We start from the raw sequence: 14,266 nt of genomic DNA on the forward strand, positions 1-14,266 counted from the left end.
TGTGGCGATTCTATGCTTCTGGTTCAAAACTTAATAGACATTCAATTTACCAATTAAGGTTTCATTGATGCAGATCAAAAACAAAAAAGCCGCCCGAAAGGGCGGCAACTGGGTGCATAAAGGAGAGACAACTCAGGATTCGGGTGGCGGGGAAGCAGGCCGGATAGACGCACTGCTCCCCCCTGTTCAAACTATCAGGCCAGGTAAGCGCGCAGCATCCAGACCAATTTTTCCTGCTGCTGGACATAGTCAGACAGGATGGAGGCCGTCCCCTCGTCACCGGCCTCGGCGGCCTGCCCCAGGATGCGGCGTTGGGCCACCAGCAGCTCGCGGAAGCTGTCCAGCAGGGATTCAACGCAGGCACGGCCGTCGTGCAGCCCCTTCTGCTCGGGGATGGCGGAAACTTTCAGGTAGTCGCTGAAGCTGTGCATGGGCACGCCGTCCAGTGTCAGGATGCGCTCGGCCAAAGCATCGACTTTCAGCAGCAGGTCGTTGTAGATCTCCTCGAACTTCAGGTGCAGCTCGAAGAACTGGTTGCCGCGGATATTCCAGTGGAAACCACGGACGTTCATGTAGAGGATCTGGTAGCTGGCCAGCAACTTGTTCAGCTCGGCGGCCAGGGCTTGTGATTGAACGGTATCAAGACCGATTGGGCTCTTCATCATTCACCTCCAGGTGGGCATCAAATTCGGGAACAGGGCTAGGATATCCCCGCACAGACTCAAAGGACAATCGACTTTCCCTTGTTTATCCATAGTGAATGCCTATCGATAGAGGTTCTGGGGCAACGAGCGAGTACTCACGCCCGGCCACAGGGTCGCGAACAGTTGCAGCCAGGGAGGTGACGATGCCTGGACCCCATCATTCGCTGGCACCGGGGCCAGGGAGCCTGCCAGCAGCAGGCTAATTCCAACCCATGTGCCAGCGAGCCGCGTCTTCCAGTTCATGGCAATCCAGCTCCTGTTCCTGCAGGGTGTTGATATCCTGCAGCACCACGCGAGCCAGCTGGCCCTGCGCATCCCGCTGACAGGAGACCACCAGATAGAAGTGTGCATTCGGCCCTTGCTGGCCCTCCCTGGTCCACTTCGAAAACAGCAGCGTGTCGGTCGAAAAGGTGCTCATCTTGGCTCACCCTCCAGCTTGACCATTACCCACAGCAGTACGGGTAACCACCACACCCAGATCAGCGCGAGGACGAGGGCGCTGATCCCGATGCCCCAAGACAAGTGTACTGATCCCATGGTCGCTCCCGCCACATAGGAACCCGCTCCCCCCACCATGCCGAGCACTCCCTGCTGCCAGCGGGGCAAGGCCAGCAGCCAGCGCAGCCCCTGGCCCAGGGTCAATACAAATCCGAACCACAGCAATCCCAGCCAGAGGGGAAACCCCTGATCGAAGCGAAACATGCCAAGCTGCCAGAGCAGGGCATCAAGCAGGCAGCCCGCCAGAGCCAGCGGCCAGCGCCGCAGATCCCGAGAGCGGCTCGGGGAGCAGATTAGGTGGAGCGCCAGCATCAGCAGCAGGGGGCCAGGCTGCTGCACCTTCACCGCTAGCCACCAGTAGAGGTTGAAGCCGAGCAGCTGGGCCCAGGGCCACATCTCAGCGCCGGCTCACGGGGCCATCCCCCGACCAGCCATCCGGGCCGGGCTTGGCCGCCTCCAGTTGCACCAGGCTGATGGCCCGCTCCCGAAATCCCCCCTCGCAATAGGCGAAGTAGAAGTGCCAGAGCCGGATGAAGTCCTGGCTGTAACCCAACCTCGGCAGCTCGGGAGCCAGCGCCAGGAAACGTTCGCACCAGTGGGCCAAAGTTCGGGCGTAGTGCAGGCCGTGATCGTGCAGCCGCACCAGCTGCATGTCGGTCTCCCGGGCCAGCAGGCCGGCCATCTGGGCGACGCTCGGCAGGCAGCCACCGGGGAAGATGTAGCGCTGGATGAAGTCGACGCCGCGCACATACTGGTCGTGACGCTGATCGGCGATGGTGATGGCCTGGATCAGCAATCGGCCGCCGGGTCTCAGCAGGCGCGACAGCTGCCTGAAGTAGTCCGGCAGGAAGGCGTGGCCCACTGCCTCTATCATCTCGATGGAGACCAGCTTGTCGTAGCGCCCCTCCAGCTTGCGATAATCCTGTTGCAGCAGAGTGATGCGATCTTCGAGTCCGGCCGCCGCGATCCACTCCCTGGCGTGATCGTACTGCGCCTGGGAGATAGTCGTGGTGGTGACCCTACAGCCATAGTGGCGGGCGGCGTAGATGGCGAGCCCGCCCCAGCCGGTGCCAATCTCCAGCAGGTGATCGTCCGGCCCCAGCGCCAGCCGCTCGCAGATGGTTCTGAGCTTGGCCTGCTGCCCCTCCTCCAGGGTGGCATCGTCCGCCGGGTAGAGGGCGCTGGAGTACTGCATATGGCTGTCGAGGAAGCCCTGATAGAGGCGGTTGCCGAGATCGTAATGGGCCGCGATGTTGGCCCGCGAACCTGCCTGAGTATTGCGGCTGCCCCAGTGGCGCAGCTTGTTGAGCGGCAGACTGAGCCAGCCAAAGCGCCGCTCCAGCTTGTCGAGCAGTGCCACGTTGCGGGCCAGCAGCCGCACCAGGGTCACTGGCTCCGGACTGGTCCAGAGCCCCTCCACCCAGGTCTCCCCCGCCGCTATGCTGCCCCCCAGCAGCAGGCGCCGGTAGAAGGCGGGATCCAGCACCCTCACCTCGGCCTGCAGATCCGTACCCGCCACCCCGAAGGTCAAGGTTTCCTCCCCGTCACGCAGTGACAGCTGACCCTGTTGCAGGTGGCCGAGCAACCTGATCACCAGTTGCCGTGCCCAACGGTCCGGCAGGGAGAGAGATGTCGTGGATTGCACCAGTTCCATTAGTGAGTCTCCGGGTGAGCGAACAGCGGGATCCGTTTGATGAAGAGTCTCAGCGCCTGCCAATAGATGCCGAGCAACACCCGCATGGTCATCCAGGGCCAGCGCAGCAGCAGGGCGCAGAGCCCACGTCTGGAGAGCGGTGAGCGGGCCAGCGCCAGGGTGGCGTCGAACAACTTGGGCTCACCGCTCTGGGGATGGCTCTCGATGTGGATCAGGGTCTCCTCCCCGGGAGGGCGGATACGCCAGTGATAGCGCATGGCCAGCGCCATGAAGGGGGAGACGTGGAAATCCTTGTCGTGGGGCACCAGGGCCGCCAAGTCCAGCAGGTAGTAGTGGCGCTCGTTCCAGGGGGTGTTGGAGACCTCCGCCAGCAGGTAACGGGCATCGCTGCCCTGATAGCAGAAGTAGAAATTGACCGGGCTGAAGTAGAAGCCGAGGCAGCGCACATTGCCGAGCAGCAGCACCCGCCCCTCCCTCTGCTCTCCGCCAAGGGCGGCCACCTTGTCCCACACAGCCTGCTTGAGGGAGCCCTCGCTGCCTCTCAGGTAATCGGCTCGCCGAAACGAGAGCAGCCCGATCCGCTCGACCCCGAGCCAGCCCCCCAGCCGCAAGCCCTGCAACTCGTCCAGATCCAGCCCCAGCATGAAGAGCGGGTAGGCGAAGGCGTGAGGGCGCGGCGTGAAGCGGCGATGGCGCACCGAACCCTGCCAGATGGCGCTGATGAGGGCGGTGCTCATAGCCTGGCTCCGAAGCGCTTGGCCACATCCAGGGCGCTGCGCACCCCATCCTCGTGAAAGCCGTTGTACCAGTAAGCGCCGCAGAAGTGGGTATGGCGCTGCCCGCAGATCTGGTGTCGCCGCACCTGCGCCGCCAGCGCGATCCCGTTAAACACGGGGTGGTGGTAGACGAAACGGCGCAGCACCTTGCGCTCATCCACCCTGCCGGCGGGATTGAGGCTGACGCAGAAGGGGGTCGACCCCTGCAACCCCTGCAGTATGTTCATGTTGTAGGTCACCAGGGGCCTGGCCTGCTCATCGTCATCGAGCCGATAGTTCCAGCTGGCCCAGGCCTTGCGCCGGCTGGGCAGGCTGCCCACATCCGTGTGCAACCAGACCGCGTTGGCCTGATAGGCGATGTCGCCGAGGATCTGCCGCTCCTGCTCGCTGGCATCGGTGAGCAGGGCCAGCGACTGATCGCTGTGGCAGGCGAGGATCACCTCATCGAACTGCTCCTCCCCATGTTGGCTGCAGACCCGCACCCCCTCCCCCTGCCGCCGGATCCCCTGCACCGGGCAGGCCAGCCGGATCCCGCTCTGCCAGCCCGCCGTGAGGGGGGCTATGTACTCGCGTGATCCCCCCGGGATCACGTACCACTGGGGGCGATTGGTGACGCTGAGCAGGCCGTGATGCTCGAAGAAACGCAGGAAGAAGCCGAGGGGAAAGACCCGCATGTCCGCCAGGGTGGATGACCAGATGGCCGCCCCCATGGGCAGGATGTAGTGGCGGGCGAAGTAGTCGCTAAAGCCCCCCTCTTGCAGGAAGTCCCCCAGGGTCGGATCGAGCTCCCGGGGTTCTTGGGCCAGCCAGCGGCGGGCCAGCCGGTTGAAGCGCAAGATCTCGGCGATGAAGCGATAGAAGCGCGGCCGCAGCAGGTTGCCGCGCTGGGCAAACAGGCTGGCCAGGGAGTGGCCGTTGTACTCGAGCCCCTCGCTCTTGACCGAGAAGCTCATCTCGGTGGGTTGGCGGGTCACCCCTATCCTTGCCAGCAGCTTCAGGAAGTGGGGATAGGTTCTGTCGTTGAACACGATGAAGCCGGTGTCGATGGCGTGATGACGCCCCTCCTGGCTGATGTCCACGGTGGCCGTGTGCCCCCCCAGCACGGGGGCTGCCTCAAACAGGGTGATCTCATGGTGTTGGTGCAGCAGATAGCCTGCGGTCAACCCGGAGATCCCCGACCCCACGATGGCGATCCTTCTCTTCATGCTCGGCATCCTTGCTAAGTGAGATGGCGGGCAAGGCGTAGCCAGATGCCCACGGGAAGCGCCCCAAGCAGGCGCAGCAACCCTATGAAACGAAGCGGGAAGTGGATCTGATCCCGACCAGCTGCCAGCCCCTTCAGGATCTGCCGCGCCGCCTCATCGACCGGCAGCAGGCAGGGCATGGGAAAGTGGTTGCGGGCGGTCAATGGGGTATCGATAAAGCCGGGCCGGATCAGGGTCACCCCTATGCCGATCCCTCGCAGGTCGAGGCACAGGCTGGCCGCCAGATAGTCGAGCCCCGCCTTGGAGGCGCCATAAGCCTCGGCCTGGGGCAGAGGCAGCCAGCTCACCGCCGAGCCGACTATGGCCAGCCGTGAGCCCTTGCCGAGCAGGGGCAGGAAGGCGGCGAGGGCGTGGCCGGTGGCCACCAGATTGGTCTCGATGACCTGGGCAAAGAGGGCGCCATCGAAATGGTGGGCATCCTTGATGTATTCGCAGCTCCCCGCGTTGAGGATCAGCAGATCCAGGGGTGGCAAGCCGACAGCCGCCGCGGCGGTGGCGCTGCCATCGCGGCCATCGAAGCGCAGCGGGGTGACGCCGGCAACCGCGAGTTCGGCCAGCCGCCCAGCGTCACGACCGCAGCCCCACACCTGCCAGCCCGCCTGCCGGTAGGCAAGGGCCAGTGCGCGGCCGAGGCCCGAGCTGGCCCCCGTGATCAGCACCCGGCCACTCATGCGCCCAGCCTTGCGCGGATGGCGCGGATGAGGGGCCCCAGCAGGGGCAACTGTTCGTACAACATAGCGCCGAGATCGAAGTAGTCCCGATGCAGACATACCTTGCCCCAGGGGTCGAACTGCAGCCGGGTCGCCCCCTCCACCCGCACCGGCTTGCCGCCGGCGAGGCGTGGATGGGCGAAGGTCATGATCCAGCTGAGCCAGGCCTCGTTGCCCTGCTGCTGCTGGCTCACTATCTCGAAACGGCAGTGATCGAGCCGCTGATAGAGGGAAGCGAAATAACGCGTGAGGGCCGCCAACCCCTCGATCCGGTGGGCCGGATCCATGAACACCACCTGCTCCGCATAGATCTCCGGCAGCCGATGCAGCTGCTGCCTGTCGAGCTGTAGGTAGAGGACGATGAAGTGGGCCAGCGGTTCGTTCATCCTATTTTCTCTCCAGTTCCCGGAACATCTCGATAGCCCTTATCCGTGCAACGGCATGATCCACCATGGGAGCCGGGTAATCATATCGAGCATGCTGCTGCAACCACTCGTGGGGCCTGTGCAACTGAGGGGTCGGCACATCCGCGAGCTCTGTCACCCAGGTACGGATGAACTCCCCGTCCGGATCAAAGCGCTGGCCCTGGGTGGTGGGGTTGAACACCCGAAAATAGGGGGCCGCATCGGCGCCCGTGCCTGCCGCCCACTGCCAGCCGCCATTGTTGGCAGCGAGATCCCCGTCCACCAGCCGGCTCATGAAGTAATCCTCCCCGAGCCGCCAGTGCAGGTGCAGATCCTTGGTGAGAAAGCTCGCCACTATCATCCGCAACCGGTTGTGCATCCAGCCGGTGGCATTGAGGCAACGCATGGCCGCATCGACGATGGGATAGCCGGTACGCCCCTCGCTCCAGGCCGCAAGCGCCGCCGGATCCCAGCCCCAGGGTAGGGCCCGGGTCTCGGCCTTGAACGGCAGGTTCATGGAGAGGCTCGGCACCAGCATCAGCAGGTGGCGATAAAACTCCCGCCAGATGAGCTCGTTCAGCCAGACAAAACCCGGCTGTGCCCTGGACTGGGGTCGGTAGCCGAGCCTCTGCTGCAGTGCCGCCACGCACTGGCGCGGGCTGAGGATCCCCGCCGCCAGATAGGGGGAGATAACCGAGGTACCGGCCAGGGCCGGGAAGTCCCGGGTCTGGCCATAGTCGAGCACGGCCTCTTCCAGGAAGGTGTGCAGGCGGCGCTGGGCTTCGGCCTCCCCCACCGGCCAGCGCGCCACCTCCTCTGGAGCCCGCGTCATCTCCTCGATCAGGCCGGTCTCGGCGAGCGGTGCCCAGGGCAAGGGGGCCCCCCGCGCCGCCGGGGTGCGATGGATGACGAAGCCATCCTCCTCCAGGGCCTTGAGCCAGGCCCGGCAGTAGGGGGTGAACACCTTGAACATCTCCTGGCTACCGGTCAGCACCCGCCCCGGGGGCAGCACGCAGCAGCCGTTGAACCAGTGGCTCTGGACTCCCTGCCCCTGCAACGCCTCACTCACCGCCAGATCCCGGCGCTGCTCGTCGAGCTCTATGGCCTGATTGGCATGGAGCTGGCGCACCCCGAGTCGGCTCGCCAGGGCTGAGATCTCGGCCGGCACCTCGGCAAATGTCTCGACCCGCAGCAGGTGCAGGCGGATGCCGAGGGCCGCCAGCCCCTTGCCGAGCTCATCGACCTGGGCCAGCAGGAAACGCTGACGGATAGGGGCCATCTTGTGCGCTCGCCACTGGGCCGGGCTGATGACGAAGAGCGCGGCGACCCCGCCTCCCTCGCCCTCCTCTCCGCCCGTATCGCCAGGAGTGGCACAGGCATGGCGCAGGGCCGGGTTATCCGCCAGCCGCAGATCGTTTCTAAACCAGACCAGCCTCATGGCTGCCTCCCGCGCTCACCGCGCCCGGACTCCTGCCCGGCGAGGGCGCGCAGGGTGGGAGACCAGGAGTGAGCGAAGAGCCAGTCCGGCTCATAGAGGGCGCCCAGGGGGCCGAACAGCTGGCAGGACGCAGGCCAGGGCTCGGCCAGTTCCCCCTTGCCAAGCCCCGCCCCCAAGAGCACCCGCCAGTCATCCGGCACCCGTCCGGCCAGCAGGGCGGCCCCCCTGGGGTCACAAGGACCGATCAGCTGCACCTCATAGCCTTGATTGATCAGCTCATAGGCGTACCAGAGCAGATCCAGGGGGCCGACCTGGCCCCAGCTCGCCAGACAAATGGGGGCTCCCTTCTCCTGCTCGATGAGATGGCGGGCGAAGTGAGCCTGCAACCAGCCAAGCCAGTAGCGCTGCAGCCACTCCCCATCGGGACGCTCGCGCCACAGGCCGAGCAGTTGCGCCTGCAGGGGCTGCAACACCCGTTCGCGCACCAGCTCGAAGGGGTAGCTGCTGAGCAGATCCTGAAGCTGCGCCTCCGCCTTGCGCTGGTTGAAGGCGAGCATGGTCTCCCCACATTGCTGCAGGGTCTGCTGCCAGTGATCCCCGGCCAGGGGGCGATGGGGCTCGCTCAGCAGCCCCTTGACCTGACCTATGCTGACCCCCCGCTCCAGCCAGCTCAGGATCTCGCCTATCTGGCGGATGTCCTGCTCGCTGTAGAGGCGGTGACCCTTCTCGGTGCGGGCAGGCTGCACCAGGCCATAGCGCCGCTGCCAGGCCCGCAGGGTGATGGGATTGACCCCGGTCAGGCGAGCGACCTCGCGGATGGGGTATAGCCCCTTGTCATCGTTCTGTTGTTGCATGAATAGTCCGTTCAATGTGAGAAACCGGGGTCAGGTGCTGGGCCGGTGGCCATGGGGCGCCCGCCGTTCACAGGCCATATCGAAGCCTGAGTGATTCCGGATGAGGGTTGAGGTAGACCTGCCGGGCCAGATAGGGGTTCGGATGCTCCCGCAGGTGATGACGCAACAGGGTCAGGGGCACCAGCAGGGGCACCAGGCCGAGGCGGTACTTGTCGATGAGCTCGCACAACTCCTGCTTCTGGGAGGGGGTCAGCACCCGCTTGAAGTAGCCCTGCAGGTGCATCAGCACATTGGTGTGACCGCGCCGGTTGGCCCGCAGGTGCAAGGCCTCCATCAGCCCCTGGATATAGCGCTGCGCGATCTCATTCAGAGGTTCTCGCCCCAGCCCTCCCAGCAGGCGGCCGAGGTCCTGGTAATGGCGGGTGGCGTGGGAGAGCACTAGATACTTGTAACGGGCGTGAAAGCCGGTGAGGCTGGCGGCGCTGAGGCCCCGGGCACAGAGCTGCTGCCAGTCGTGGTAGGCGAAGACCCGCAGCACGAAGTTCTCCCGCAGCACGGGGTCGCACAGGCGACCATCCTCTTCCACCGGCAGCAGGGGGTTGGCCTCCATCAGGGCCTGGGCAAACAGGCCAACTCCCTCCTTGGCGCCCCCCTCCCCACCCGGCGCCCTGTCATTGACGGCATAGACGCGCACCCGCTCCATGCCGCAACTCGGGGACTTGGCGCAGAGGATGTAGCCTGAGAGAGAATCGAGGCGCCCGGCCTGCTGCTCGCTGAAGGCGATGAGCCGCTCGGTCACGTCCAGCGTGCCATCCCTGCTCTGGGCCCGCACCTCCCCGTCTCGCCTCACCAGGCGGATGGCGGCGCGGGGGGCGCCGAGGCCGATGGCCATCTCGGGGCAGGCGGGGTGAAAGTCAAAGTGGGCACCGAGCTCGCGCTCGCAGAAGTGGGAGTGCTTGTGACCCCCATCGAAGCGGACCGTCTGACCGAGCAGACAGGCGCTGATCCCTACCTTGATCTTGTACATAGATGCACCCTGCGTATAACTATTGGATCAGTTATAGCAGTTGTACAAGATAGGTAAAGTTGTACAAGGTTAAACGAGAGAAAAAAGCGGGCAGGCATAAACAAGAAAGCCCATGGCCGAAACCATGGGCAAAAACCAAGACACTACTACAGGAAGGAAGATTAGAAGCTGTACTTCACACCCAGGCTGGAGATGGAACCCTGCTGCAGATCCCAGTGGCGGTAGGTGTAGTCGGCGGTCAGCGCCAGGTTCTGGGTCAGCTTGTAGGCACCGCCCACTTTGAAATCGTGCATGTCGTCGGTCATGTTGGCGTAGCGGTAGGCGGTGGAGAGCTCGACCGCGCCGATGTCATAACGCAGGCCCACTTCCCCGTACAGGCTGCCGCTCTGCTTGCGGGTGATGTTGTCCCAACCGGAGTCGTTCACGTTGCTGGCCAGCTCGCGCTCCATGCTGTACCCCATCAGGCCGGTTTCACCGTACAGGTTCAGGCCTGTGCTGAGGGGGGTGAACACACCCACACCCAGGCTGCTGATGCCCATGCTGTCGTTGCCGCTGTTGCGGGAGGTGTACTCGGAGCCCAGACGGCCGTAGAAGTTGGAACCGAAGCTCTTGGACAGATCCAGGCTCAGGCCGCCGAAATCACGGTTGTTGCTGTCCTTGCCACCGACGAAGTCGGACTTGGTGTGAGCCCAGGTGGCGGCGCCCTTGGCGTAGCTGAACGCATCCTGTGCCATGACGGAGGTGGAAGAGAGACCGGCCAGAACCAGGATTGAGAGTGCGACTTTTTGCATGAGATTGACTCCATTTGTTGAGCTAGCGATGCGCTAACTGGTATGGGGTCATTGTGACGGGCAAAGCCTGTGGTGCCGAGCGGCAAGCTGTTGCCAAAGCATTGCAGATGTAAGCAAATATTGCAGTCAGTTACCGGAGCAACAATCCACGAACAAGGGGGCCGGCGGCCCCCTTGGTTCATCGCAGTCCAGGCCCTATTCAGGCGCCGGGAGTCGATCTCCCCGGCCTGAGGGTGACACTGTGACCGCGGTTTATCGGCATCAGTTCCTTTTCCGTGGTCGGTATCGCTATAAAAGCGCGAACCAGCGGTCAATGAGGGAGGCCCTTAGCGGAATTCCACCTCATCGATCTGCACCCGTACCAGCGGCTTGCTGTTCAGCCCGGCGGGACGCGCCACCTCGATGGCGCGGGAGGGGCGCTGCTCCCCCTTGCGCAGATAGGACTCTGGCAGGCGGTTCTCACCGGCCCAGAAACGGACCTCCTGAGTGCCCAGCTGGGTGCCCTGCTCGCTGAACAGGGTGACGCTGCCATTGACCCGCACCACGTTGCGGGTGCCACTGTTGCTCAGCTTGAAATGCAGCTGCAGGGGATCATCCCCTTCCACCAGCTCCAGCTTGACGTTGATGCCGTCCCGGGTCGCCTGAGAGAGCAGCTCCGGGTTGCTCAGGGCCTGTTCGGTCAGCACGGGGGCCGCCACCACGGCCGCGGCCGATGCGCCCTTGACTCCCGTCGTCAACTCGGCCGGGGCGGCCGGCTTGACCAGCAGATATTCCCAGGTGTAGTCATCGTTGAGCTGGATCTGGCGCCCATCCGGCAGGGTCACCTGGGTCAGGGGGGCGGCCTGTGCCAGCAGGGGGGAGAGGCTGAGGGCGATCAGCAGTCGGGACAGGGGCTTCATGGGCGAGTGCTCGCTAGGAATAGGATGGGCAAGTATAAAGAGTTGGCCCCGACTTGCCTATGACTCGACTCACGTTGTCATCATCCCCGCCGCCCGCTCAGGTCGCCATCAGCAGCGGCTCTTCCGCCGATACCATGTCCAGGGTCACCAGATCGAAATCCGTGCTCTTGAGGGCGTGAAGTATGCTGCTCTGCATGTCGAAGACCCGGGCTCGCAACCGCTGGGGAACCTGTACCCTGGCCAGGGTGGTGACCCTGTCCGCCAGGGTGTGGAAGAAGACCTGCGCCTCCTCCAGCCCCATGTCGCTCAGCATCTGCTCGGCCATGTCCACCATGCGCAGGTGACGCCTGTCCAGGGTGACGGGGTCGGGGAAGCGGCTGCTCAGGCAGCCATTGCCCCCCTTGCCCCAGAGATCCAGCTGCCGCTTGTGAAAGCCGTAGCGAAAATCCCGGTCCGTCATGCCCTGCTCGGCGAAACACCAGAGGGTGTTGGTCGGCAGGCTGTCGAAGCGCTGCAGATAACAGCGCTGCTCCTCGGCGGAGGCGGGCAGCAGTATGGGCTGGTGGCCCCAGTTGCTCTCCAGCGCCGTCAGCTGGCAGACGTAGCGAATGGGGTCGAGCACCTTGCCAAAGTGGCCGGGATAGTTGCAGATGAGGATCTCGTCGGTCTTGATCACCTTCTGCTCGATGCCGTAATGACGGCAATAGCGCTTGGCTCGTGACACCGCCTGGCGGCTGAGGGTCGGGCTGTCCAGGGTGATAGCCCGAATGCGAGCCCCGCTGGCCCGGCACAGCTCCATGCTGTAGCAAGATGCCAGTCGACCCGAGAAGGAGACAAGCAGCTCATCATGGCCGGCCAGCGTCTCGATGATGCGCTGCTCCCTGGCCTGAAAGGTCTGATCGTATCCCCGATTCAGCACGACAACATTGGCATCCATTACAACAACTCCGGATGATGAATTGGATGCCATTTTGTTGTTAGAAAGCTGAATAGACCCTTAAAGAATAAGGATAAAACCGTTTTTTATTTCCAAAAGGTTTATCGACAATGCTTTTTATGCTAGGAGAACGCACCGCAACAAGACCCACTCGCCACCTCATGCCGGCAATAATTTCTGCTCAATCATGTGGTCGCGGCACATCTTTGCGTCGGTAAAGACCAGACCGCGCAGGCCGAGCGCCTCGGCAGCCCTGACATTGGCCGGGCTGTCGTCGATAAACAGGCAATCCTCGGCCCTGAGATCAAACGACACCAGCAGGTAGCGGTAGATGTCCGGCTCCGGCTTCATCATGCGCACCCGCGCCGACACCACCTTGCCGCTGAAGAAGCGCCAGAACGGCTGATGCTGCTCCAGCCAGTCGATGCTGGCGTGGCCCATGTTGGAGAGGGCATAGAGGGCGTGGCCGGCGCCGTGCAGCTCCTCGATAAGGCGCACCATGGCGGGATCCGGCAGCAGGGAGGCGGGCACCGCCTGCAGGATGGCGAGGTTTTGCGCCGCAGAGAGCCCGGTGCGCGCCTCGGCCTGGCGCGCCATGGTGTGCAGCGACAGGGTGCCCCTGTCCACCTCCAGCCAGTCCGGGTGGTTGAACAGCCGTTCGGCCAGCAGTTCGGCATCCGCGGGGCCCATCACGGAGCGCACTATGGCCACCGGATCCCAGCTCACCACCACTCGTCCCAGATCGAAGATAATCGCCATCGTCTCACCTCCTGCGTTCGGTATAGGGCACCGATGAAATCGGATGTTGCAAAGGGACCTTTACGGCGCCAATACTGCCCCACCCCTGGTTCCCTACCCTGCCTTCAACGCGGGGCCCGGGCAAGTTTTACTTGCATCGCGCCGCCAAATCCCTTAATGCTTATGGCGTTACCTCAAGGACAAGCCCATGCACGCACCATTCTTCTTCGTTTTCTCGTTTATCCGGCCCACATGAGGGAAGGCCCTGTCGTCGCATGAACAGAAAACAAAGACGAATCGAGCCTCCCCTAGCGGAGGCTTTTTTTTGCATTCACCATCACCGAATACTTGGATAGGGAACCACAATGGCTACGCTCGACGAGATCAGACAGGACATTACCCAGTTGGATGAGGAGCTGCTCGCCCTGCTGGCCAAGCGCAAGGCCCTCAGCATCGAGGTGGCCCGGGCCAAGCAGGCCAACCCCCGTCCCATCCGCGACACCCAGCGCGAACAGGATCTGTTGGTGGCCCTCATCCAGAAGGGGCGCCCCCTCGCCCTGGATGCCCAATACATCACCCGCATCTACCACACCATCATCGAAGACTCTGTGCTCTCCCAGCAGGCCTATCTGCAGAGTCTGCTGAACCCTGAGCAGCAGGAGCCCATGACCAGCGTCGCCTATCTGGGCCCGCGCGGTTCCTACTCCAGCCTCGCGGCCCGCAAGTACCTGGCACGCTACAAGGATCAGGTGATCGAGGTGAACTGCCAGAACTTCCGCGAGGTGCTGGACAGCGTGGAGTCCGGCCGCGCCGCCTTCGGGGTGCTGCCCATCGAGAACACCAGCTCGGGCTCCATCAACGAGGTGTACGACGTGATGCAGCACACCACCCTCTCCATCGTCGGTGAGCTGACCTATCCCATAGAGCACTGCATCCTGACGGCGGTACCGACCGAGCTGTCCCGCATCAAGACCTTCTACGCCCATCCCCAGGTGTTCCAGCAGTGCTCCCACTACCTGAGCAAGCTGGACGGGGCGCGCCACGAGATCTGCGACTCCTCCTCCAGCGCCATGATGAAGGTAAAGGAGCTGGGGAGCCCGGAGGCCGCCGCCATCGGCAGCGCCGCTGGCGGCGAACTGTACGGCCTGGATGTGCTGGCCGAGCAGCTCGCGAACCAGAAGGAGAACTACAGCCGCTTCATCGTGGTGGCACGCAAGCCCATCGACGTGGCGTCCCAGATCCCGGCCAAGACCACCCTCATCATGTCCACCTCCCAGAAGCCCGGCTCCCTAGTGGAGGCGCTGCTGGTGCTGCGCAGCCATGACATCAACATGACCAAGCTGGAATCCCGCCCGGTGCAGGGCAACCCCTGGGAGGAGATGTTCTACCTGGATGTCTCCGCCAACCTGCAGAATCCGGAGATGCAGGCCGCCCTGCTGGAGCTGACCGCCATCACCCGCTACATCAAGGTGCTGGGCTGCTACCCGAGCGAAGACGTCAAGCCGACCACGGTACCGCCTGTGCTGATGGGGAAATAACCCGGGATCCATGTGCAACGCAACGGCCCCGAG

The 14,266-nt window shown here is 63.8% G+C and carries 16 protein-coding genes and 1 other annotated feature; of the genes, 1 reads left to right on the plus strand and 15 read right to left on the minus strand.

Going from position 1 to position 14,266, the window contains the following annotated elements; genetic code table 11:
* Positions 1 to 194 precede the first annotated feature (194 nt).
* The 15 genes from ACRCYW_RS11935 to ACRCYW_RS12005 all read right to left on the minus strand — a co-directional run bounded on the left by ACRCYW_RS11935 (position 195) and on the right by ACRCYW_RS12005 (position 12,716).
* The gene (locus ACRCYW_RS11935) at positions 195 to 662 is read right to left on the minus strand and encodes a Dps family protein (RefSeq protein ID WP_100860823.1); all 468 of its coding nucleotides are present in this window, start codon (positions 660 to 662) and stop codon (positions 195 to 197) included.
* A 241-nt stretch (positions 663 to 903) separates the two neighbouring features.
* Positions 904 to 1,122, minus strand: coding sequence for a TIGR02450 family Trp-rich protein (locus ACRCYW_RS11940; RefSeq protein WP_438550304.1), 219 nt, complete (start codon positions 1,120 to 1,122; stop codon positions 904 to 906).
* Positions 1,119 to 1,598: a DUF2878 domain-containing protein gene (locus ACRCYW_RS11945; protein WP_438550305.1), complete on the minus strand. Its 480-nt coding sequence runs from the start codon at positions 1,596 to 1,598 to the stop codon at positions 1,119 to 1,121. Before ACRCYW_RS11945 ends, ACRCYW_RS11940 begins: the two co-directional genes overlap by 4 nt.
* 1 nt (position 1,599) lies before the next feature.
* Positions 1,600 to 2,856, minus strand: coding sequence for a class I SAM-dependent methyltransferase (locus ACRCYW_RS11950; protein ID WP_438550306.1), 1,257 nt, complete (start codon positions 2,854 to 2,856; stop codon positions 1,600 to 1,602).
* Entirely contained in the window at positions 2,856 to 3,593 is a 738-nt protein-coding gene (locus ACRCYW_RS11955; RefSeq protein WP_438550307.1) for a DUF1365 domain-containing protein, read from the minus strand. The genes ACRCYW_RS11950 and ACRCYW_RS11955 overlap by 1 nt, the downstream gene beginning before the upstream one ends.
* Positions 3,590 to 4,837 carry an NAD(P)/FAD-dependent oxidoreductase gene (locus ACRCYW_RS11960; protein WP_438550308.1) on the minus strand — a complete coding sequence of 416 codons (1,248 nt, stop codon included), beginning with the start codon at positions 4,835 to 4,837 and terminating at the stop codon, positions 3,590 to 3,592. Before ACRCYW_RS11960 ends, ACRCYW_RS11955 begins: the two co-directional genes overlap by 4 nt.
* Positions 4,838 to 4,851: 14 nt before the next feature.
* Positions 4,852 to 5,568 (minus strand): SDR family NAD(P)-dependent oxidoreductase, encoded by a 717-nt coding sequence (locus ACRCYW_RS11965; RefSeq protein WP_438550309.1) that lies wholly within the window; start codon positions 5,566 to 5,568, stop codon positions 4,852 to 4,854.
* Positions 5,565 to 5,993, minus strand: a complete 429-nt coding sequence (locus ACRCYW_RS11970; RefSeq protein ID WP_438550310.1) for a nuclear transport factor 2 family protein — start codon at positions 5,991 to 5,993, stop codon at positions 5,565 to 5,567. Before ACRCYW_RS11970 ends, ACRCYW_RS11965 begins: the two co-directional genes overlap by 4 nt.
* 1 nt (position 5,994) lies before the next feature.
* Positions 5,995 to 7,449: a deoxyribodipyrimidine photo-lyase gene (gene phrB, locus ACRCYW_RS11975; protein WP_438550311.1), complete on the minus strand. Its 1,455-nt coding sequence runs from the start codon at positions 7,447 to 7,449 to the stop codon at positions 5,995 to 5,997.
* Positions 7,446 to 8,303 carry a MerR family transcriptional regulator gene (locus tag ACRCYW_RS11980; RefSeq protein WP_438550312.1) on the minus strand — a complete coding sequence of 286 codons (858 nt, stop codon included), beginning with the start codon at positions 8,301 to 8,303 and terminating at the stop codon, positions 7,446 to 7,448. The genes phrB and ACRCYW_RS11980 overlap by 4 nt, the downstream gene beginning before the upstream one ends.
* Positions 8,304 to 8,370: 67 nt before the next feature.
* Positions 8,371 to 9,330, minus strand: a complete 960-nt coding sequence (locus ACRCYW_RS11985; RefSeq protein ID WP_438550313.1) for a YbgA family protein — start codon at positions 9,328 to 9,330, stop codon at positions 8,371 to 8,373.
* Between the two features lie 161 nt (positions 9,331 to 9,491).
* Positions 9,492 to 10,121, minus strand: a complete 630-nt coding sequence (locus ACRCYW_RS11990; protein ID WP_438550314.1) for an autotransporter — start codon at positions 10,119 to 10,121, stop codon at positions 9,492 to 9,494.
* 326 nt (positions 10,122 to 10,447) lie between these two features.
* A complete protein-coding gene (locus tag ACRCYW_RS11995) occupies positions 10,448 to 11,020 on the minus strand; it encodes a DUF3157 family protein (protein WP_438550315.1) in 573 nt (190 codons plus the stop codon).
* 97 nt (positions 11,021 to 11,117) lie between these two features.
* Positions 11,118 to 11,990, minus strand: coding sequence for a hypothetical protein (locus ACRCYW_RS12000; RefSeq protein ID WP_438550316.1), 873 nt, complete (start codon positions 11,988 to 11,990; stop codon positions 11,118 to 11,120).
* A 126-nt stretch (positions 11,991 to 12,116) separates the two neighbouring features.
* The gene (locus ACRCYW_RS12005; protein WP_438550317.1) at positions 12,117 to 12,716 is read right to left on the minus strand and encodes an HAD family hydrolase; all 600 of its coding nucleotides are present in this window, start codon (positions 12,714 to 12,716) and stop codon (positions 12,117 to 12,119) included.
* Between the two features lie 183 nt (positions 12,717 to 12,899).
* Positions 12,900 to 13,022: a sequence feature (Phe leader region), on the plus strand.
* A 38-nt stretch (positions 13,023 to 13,060) separates the two neighbouring features.
* On the opposite strand from ACRCYW_RS12005, the gene pheA reads away from it, so the two are divergent.
* Positions 13,061 to 14,233: a prephenate dehydratase gene (gene pheA / locus ACRCYW_RS12010; protein WP_438550318.1), complete on the plus strand. Its 1,173-nt coding sequence runs from the start codon at positions 13,061 to 13,063 to the stop codon at positions 14,231 to 14,233.
* Positions 14,234 to 14,266: the final 33 nt, after the last annotated feature.

Origin of the sequence: Aeromonas sp., from assembly GCF_051657805.1 — a bacterium.
Classification (GTDB): domain Bacteria; phylum Pseudomonadota; class Gammaproteobacteria; order Enterobacterales; family Aeromonadaceae; genus Aeromonas.

Bases quoted from the DNA above. Each gene is read 5' to 3' on its own strand.
- ACRCYW_RS11935 (WP_100860823.1), bottom strand. From the start codon at position 662: ATGAAGAGCCCAATCGGTCTTGATACCGTTCAATCACAAGCCCTGGCC.
- ACRCYW_RS11940 (WP_438550304.1), bottom strand. From the start codon at position 1,122: ATGAGCACCTTTTCGACCGACACGCTGCTGTTTTCGAAGTGGACCAGG.
- ACRCYW_RS11945 (WP_438550305.1), bottom strand. From the start codon at position 1,598: ATGTGGCCCTGGGCCCAGCTGCTCGGCTTCAACCTCTACTGGTGGCTA.
- ACRCYW_RS11950 (WP_438550306.1), bottom strand. From the start codon at position 2,856: ATGGAACTGGTGCAATCCACGACATCTCTCTCCCTGCCGGACCGTTGG.
- ACRCYW_RS11955 (WP_438550307.1), bottom strand. From the start codon at position 3,593: ATGAGCACCGCCCTCATCAGCGCCATCTGGCAGGGTTCGGTGCGCCAT.
- ACRCYW_RS11960 (WP_438550308.1), bottom strand. From the start codon at position 4,837: ATGAAGAGAAGGATCGCCATCGTGGGGTCGGGGATCTCCGGGTTGACC.
- ACRCYW_RS11965 (WP_438550309.1), bottom strand. From the start codon at position 5,568: ATGAGTGGCCGGGTGCTGATCACGGGGGCCAGCTCGGGCCTCGGCCGC.
- ACRCYW_RS11970 (WP_438550310.1), bottom strand. From the start codon at position 5,993: ATGAACGAACCGCTGGCCCACTTCATCGTCCTCTACCTACAGCTCGAC.
- phrB (WP_438550311.1), bottom strand. From the start codon at position 7,449: ATGAGGCTGGTCTGGTTTAGAAACGATCTGCGGCTGGCGGATAACCCG.
- ACRCYW_RS11980 (WP_438550312.1), bottom strand. From the start codon at position 8,303: ATGCAACAACAGAACGATGACAAGGGGCTATACCCCATCCGCGAGGTC.
- ACRCYW_RS11985 (WP_438550313.1), bottom strand. From the start codon at position 9,330: ATGTACAAGATCAAGGTAGGGATCAGCGCCTGTCTGCTCGGTCAGACG.
- ACRCYW_RS11990 (WP_438550314.1), bottom strand. From the start codon at position 10,121: ATGCAAAAAGTCGCACTCTCAATCCTGGTTCTGGCCGGTCTCTCTTCC.
- ACRCYW_RS11995 (WP_438550315.1), bottom strand. From the start codon at position 11,020: ATGAAGCCCCTGTCCCGACTGCTGATCGCCCTCAGCCTCTCCCCCCTG.
- ACRCYW_RS12000 (WP_438550316.1), bottom strand. From the start codon at position 11,990: ATGGCATCCAATTCATCATCCGGAGTTGTTGTAATGGATGCCAATGTT.
- ACRCYW_RS12005 (WP_438550317.1), bottom strand. From the start codon at position 12,716: ATGGCGATTATCTTCGATCTGGGACGAGTGGTGGTGAGCTGGGATCCG.
- pheA (WP_438550318.1), top strand. From the start codon at position 13,061: ATGGCTACGCTCGACGAGATCAGACAGGACATTACCCAGTTGGATGAG.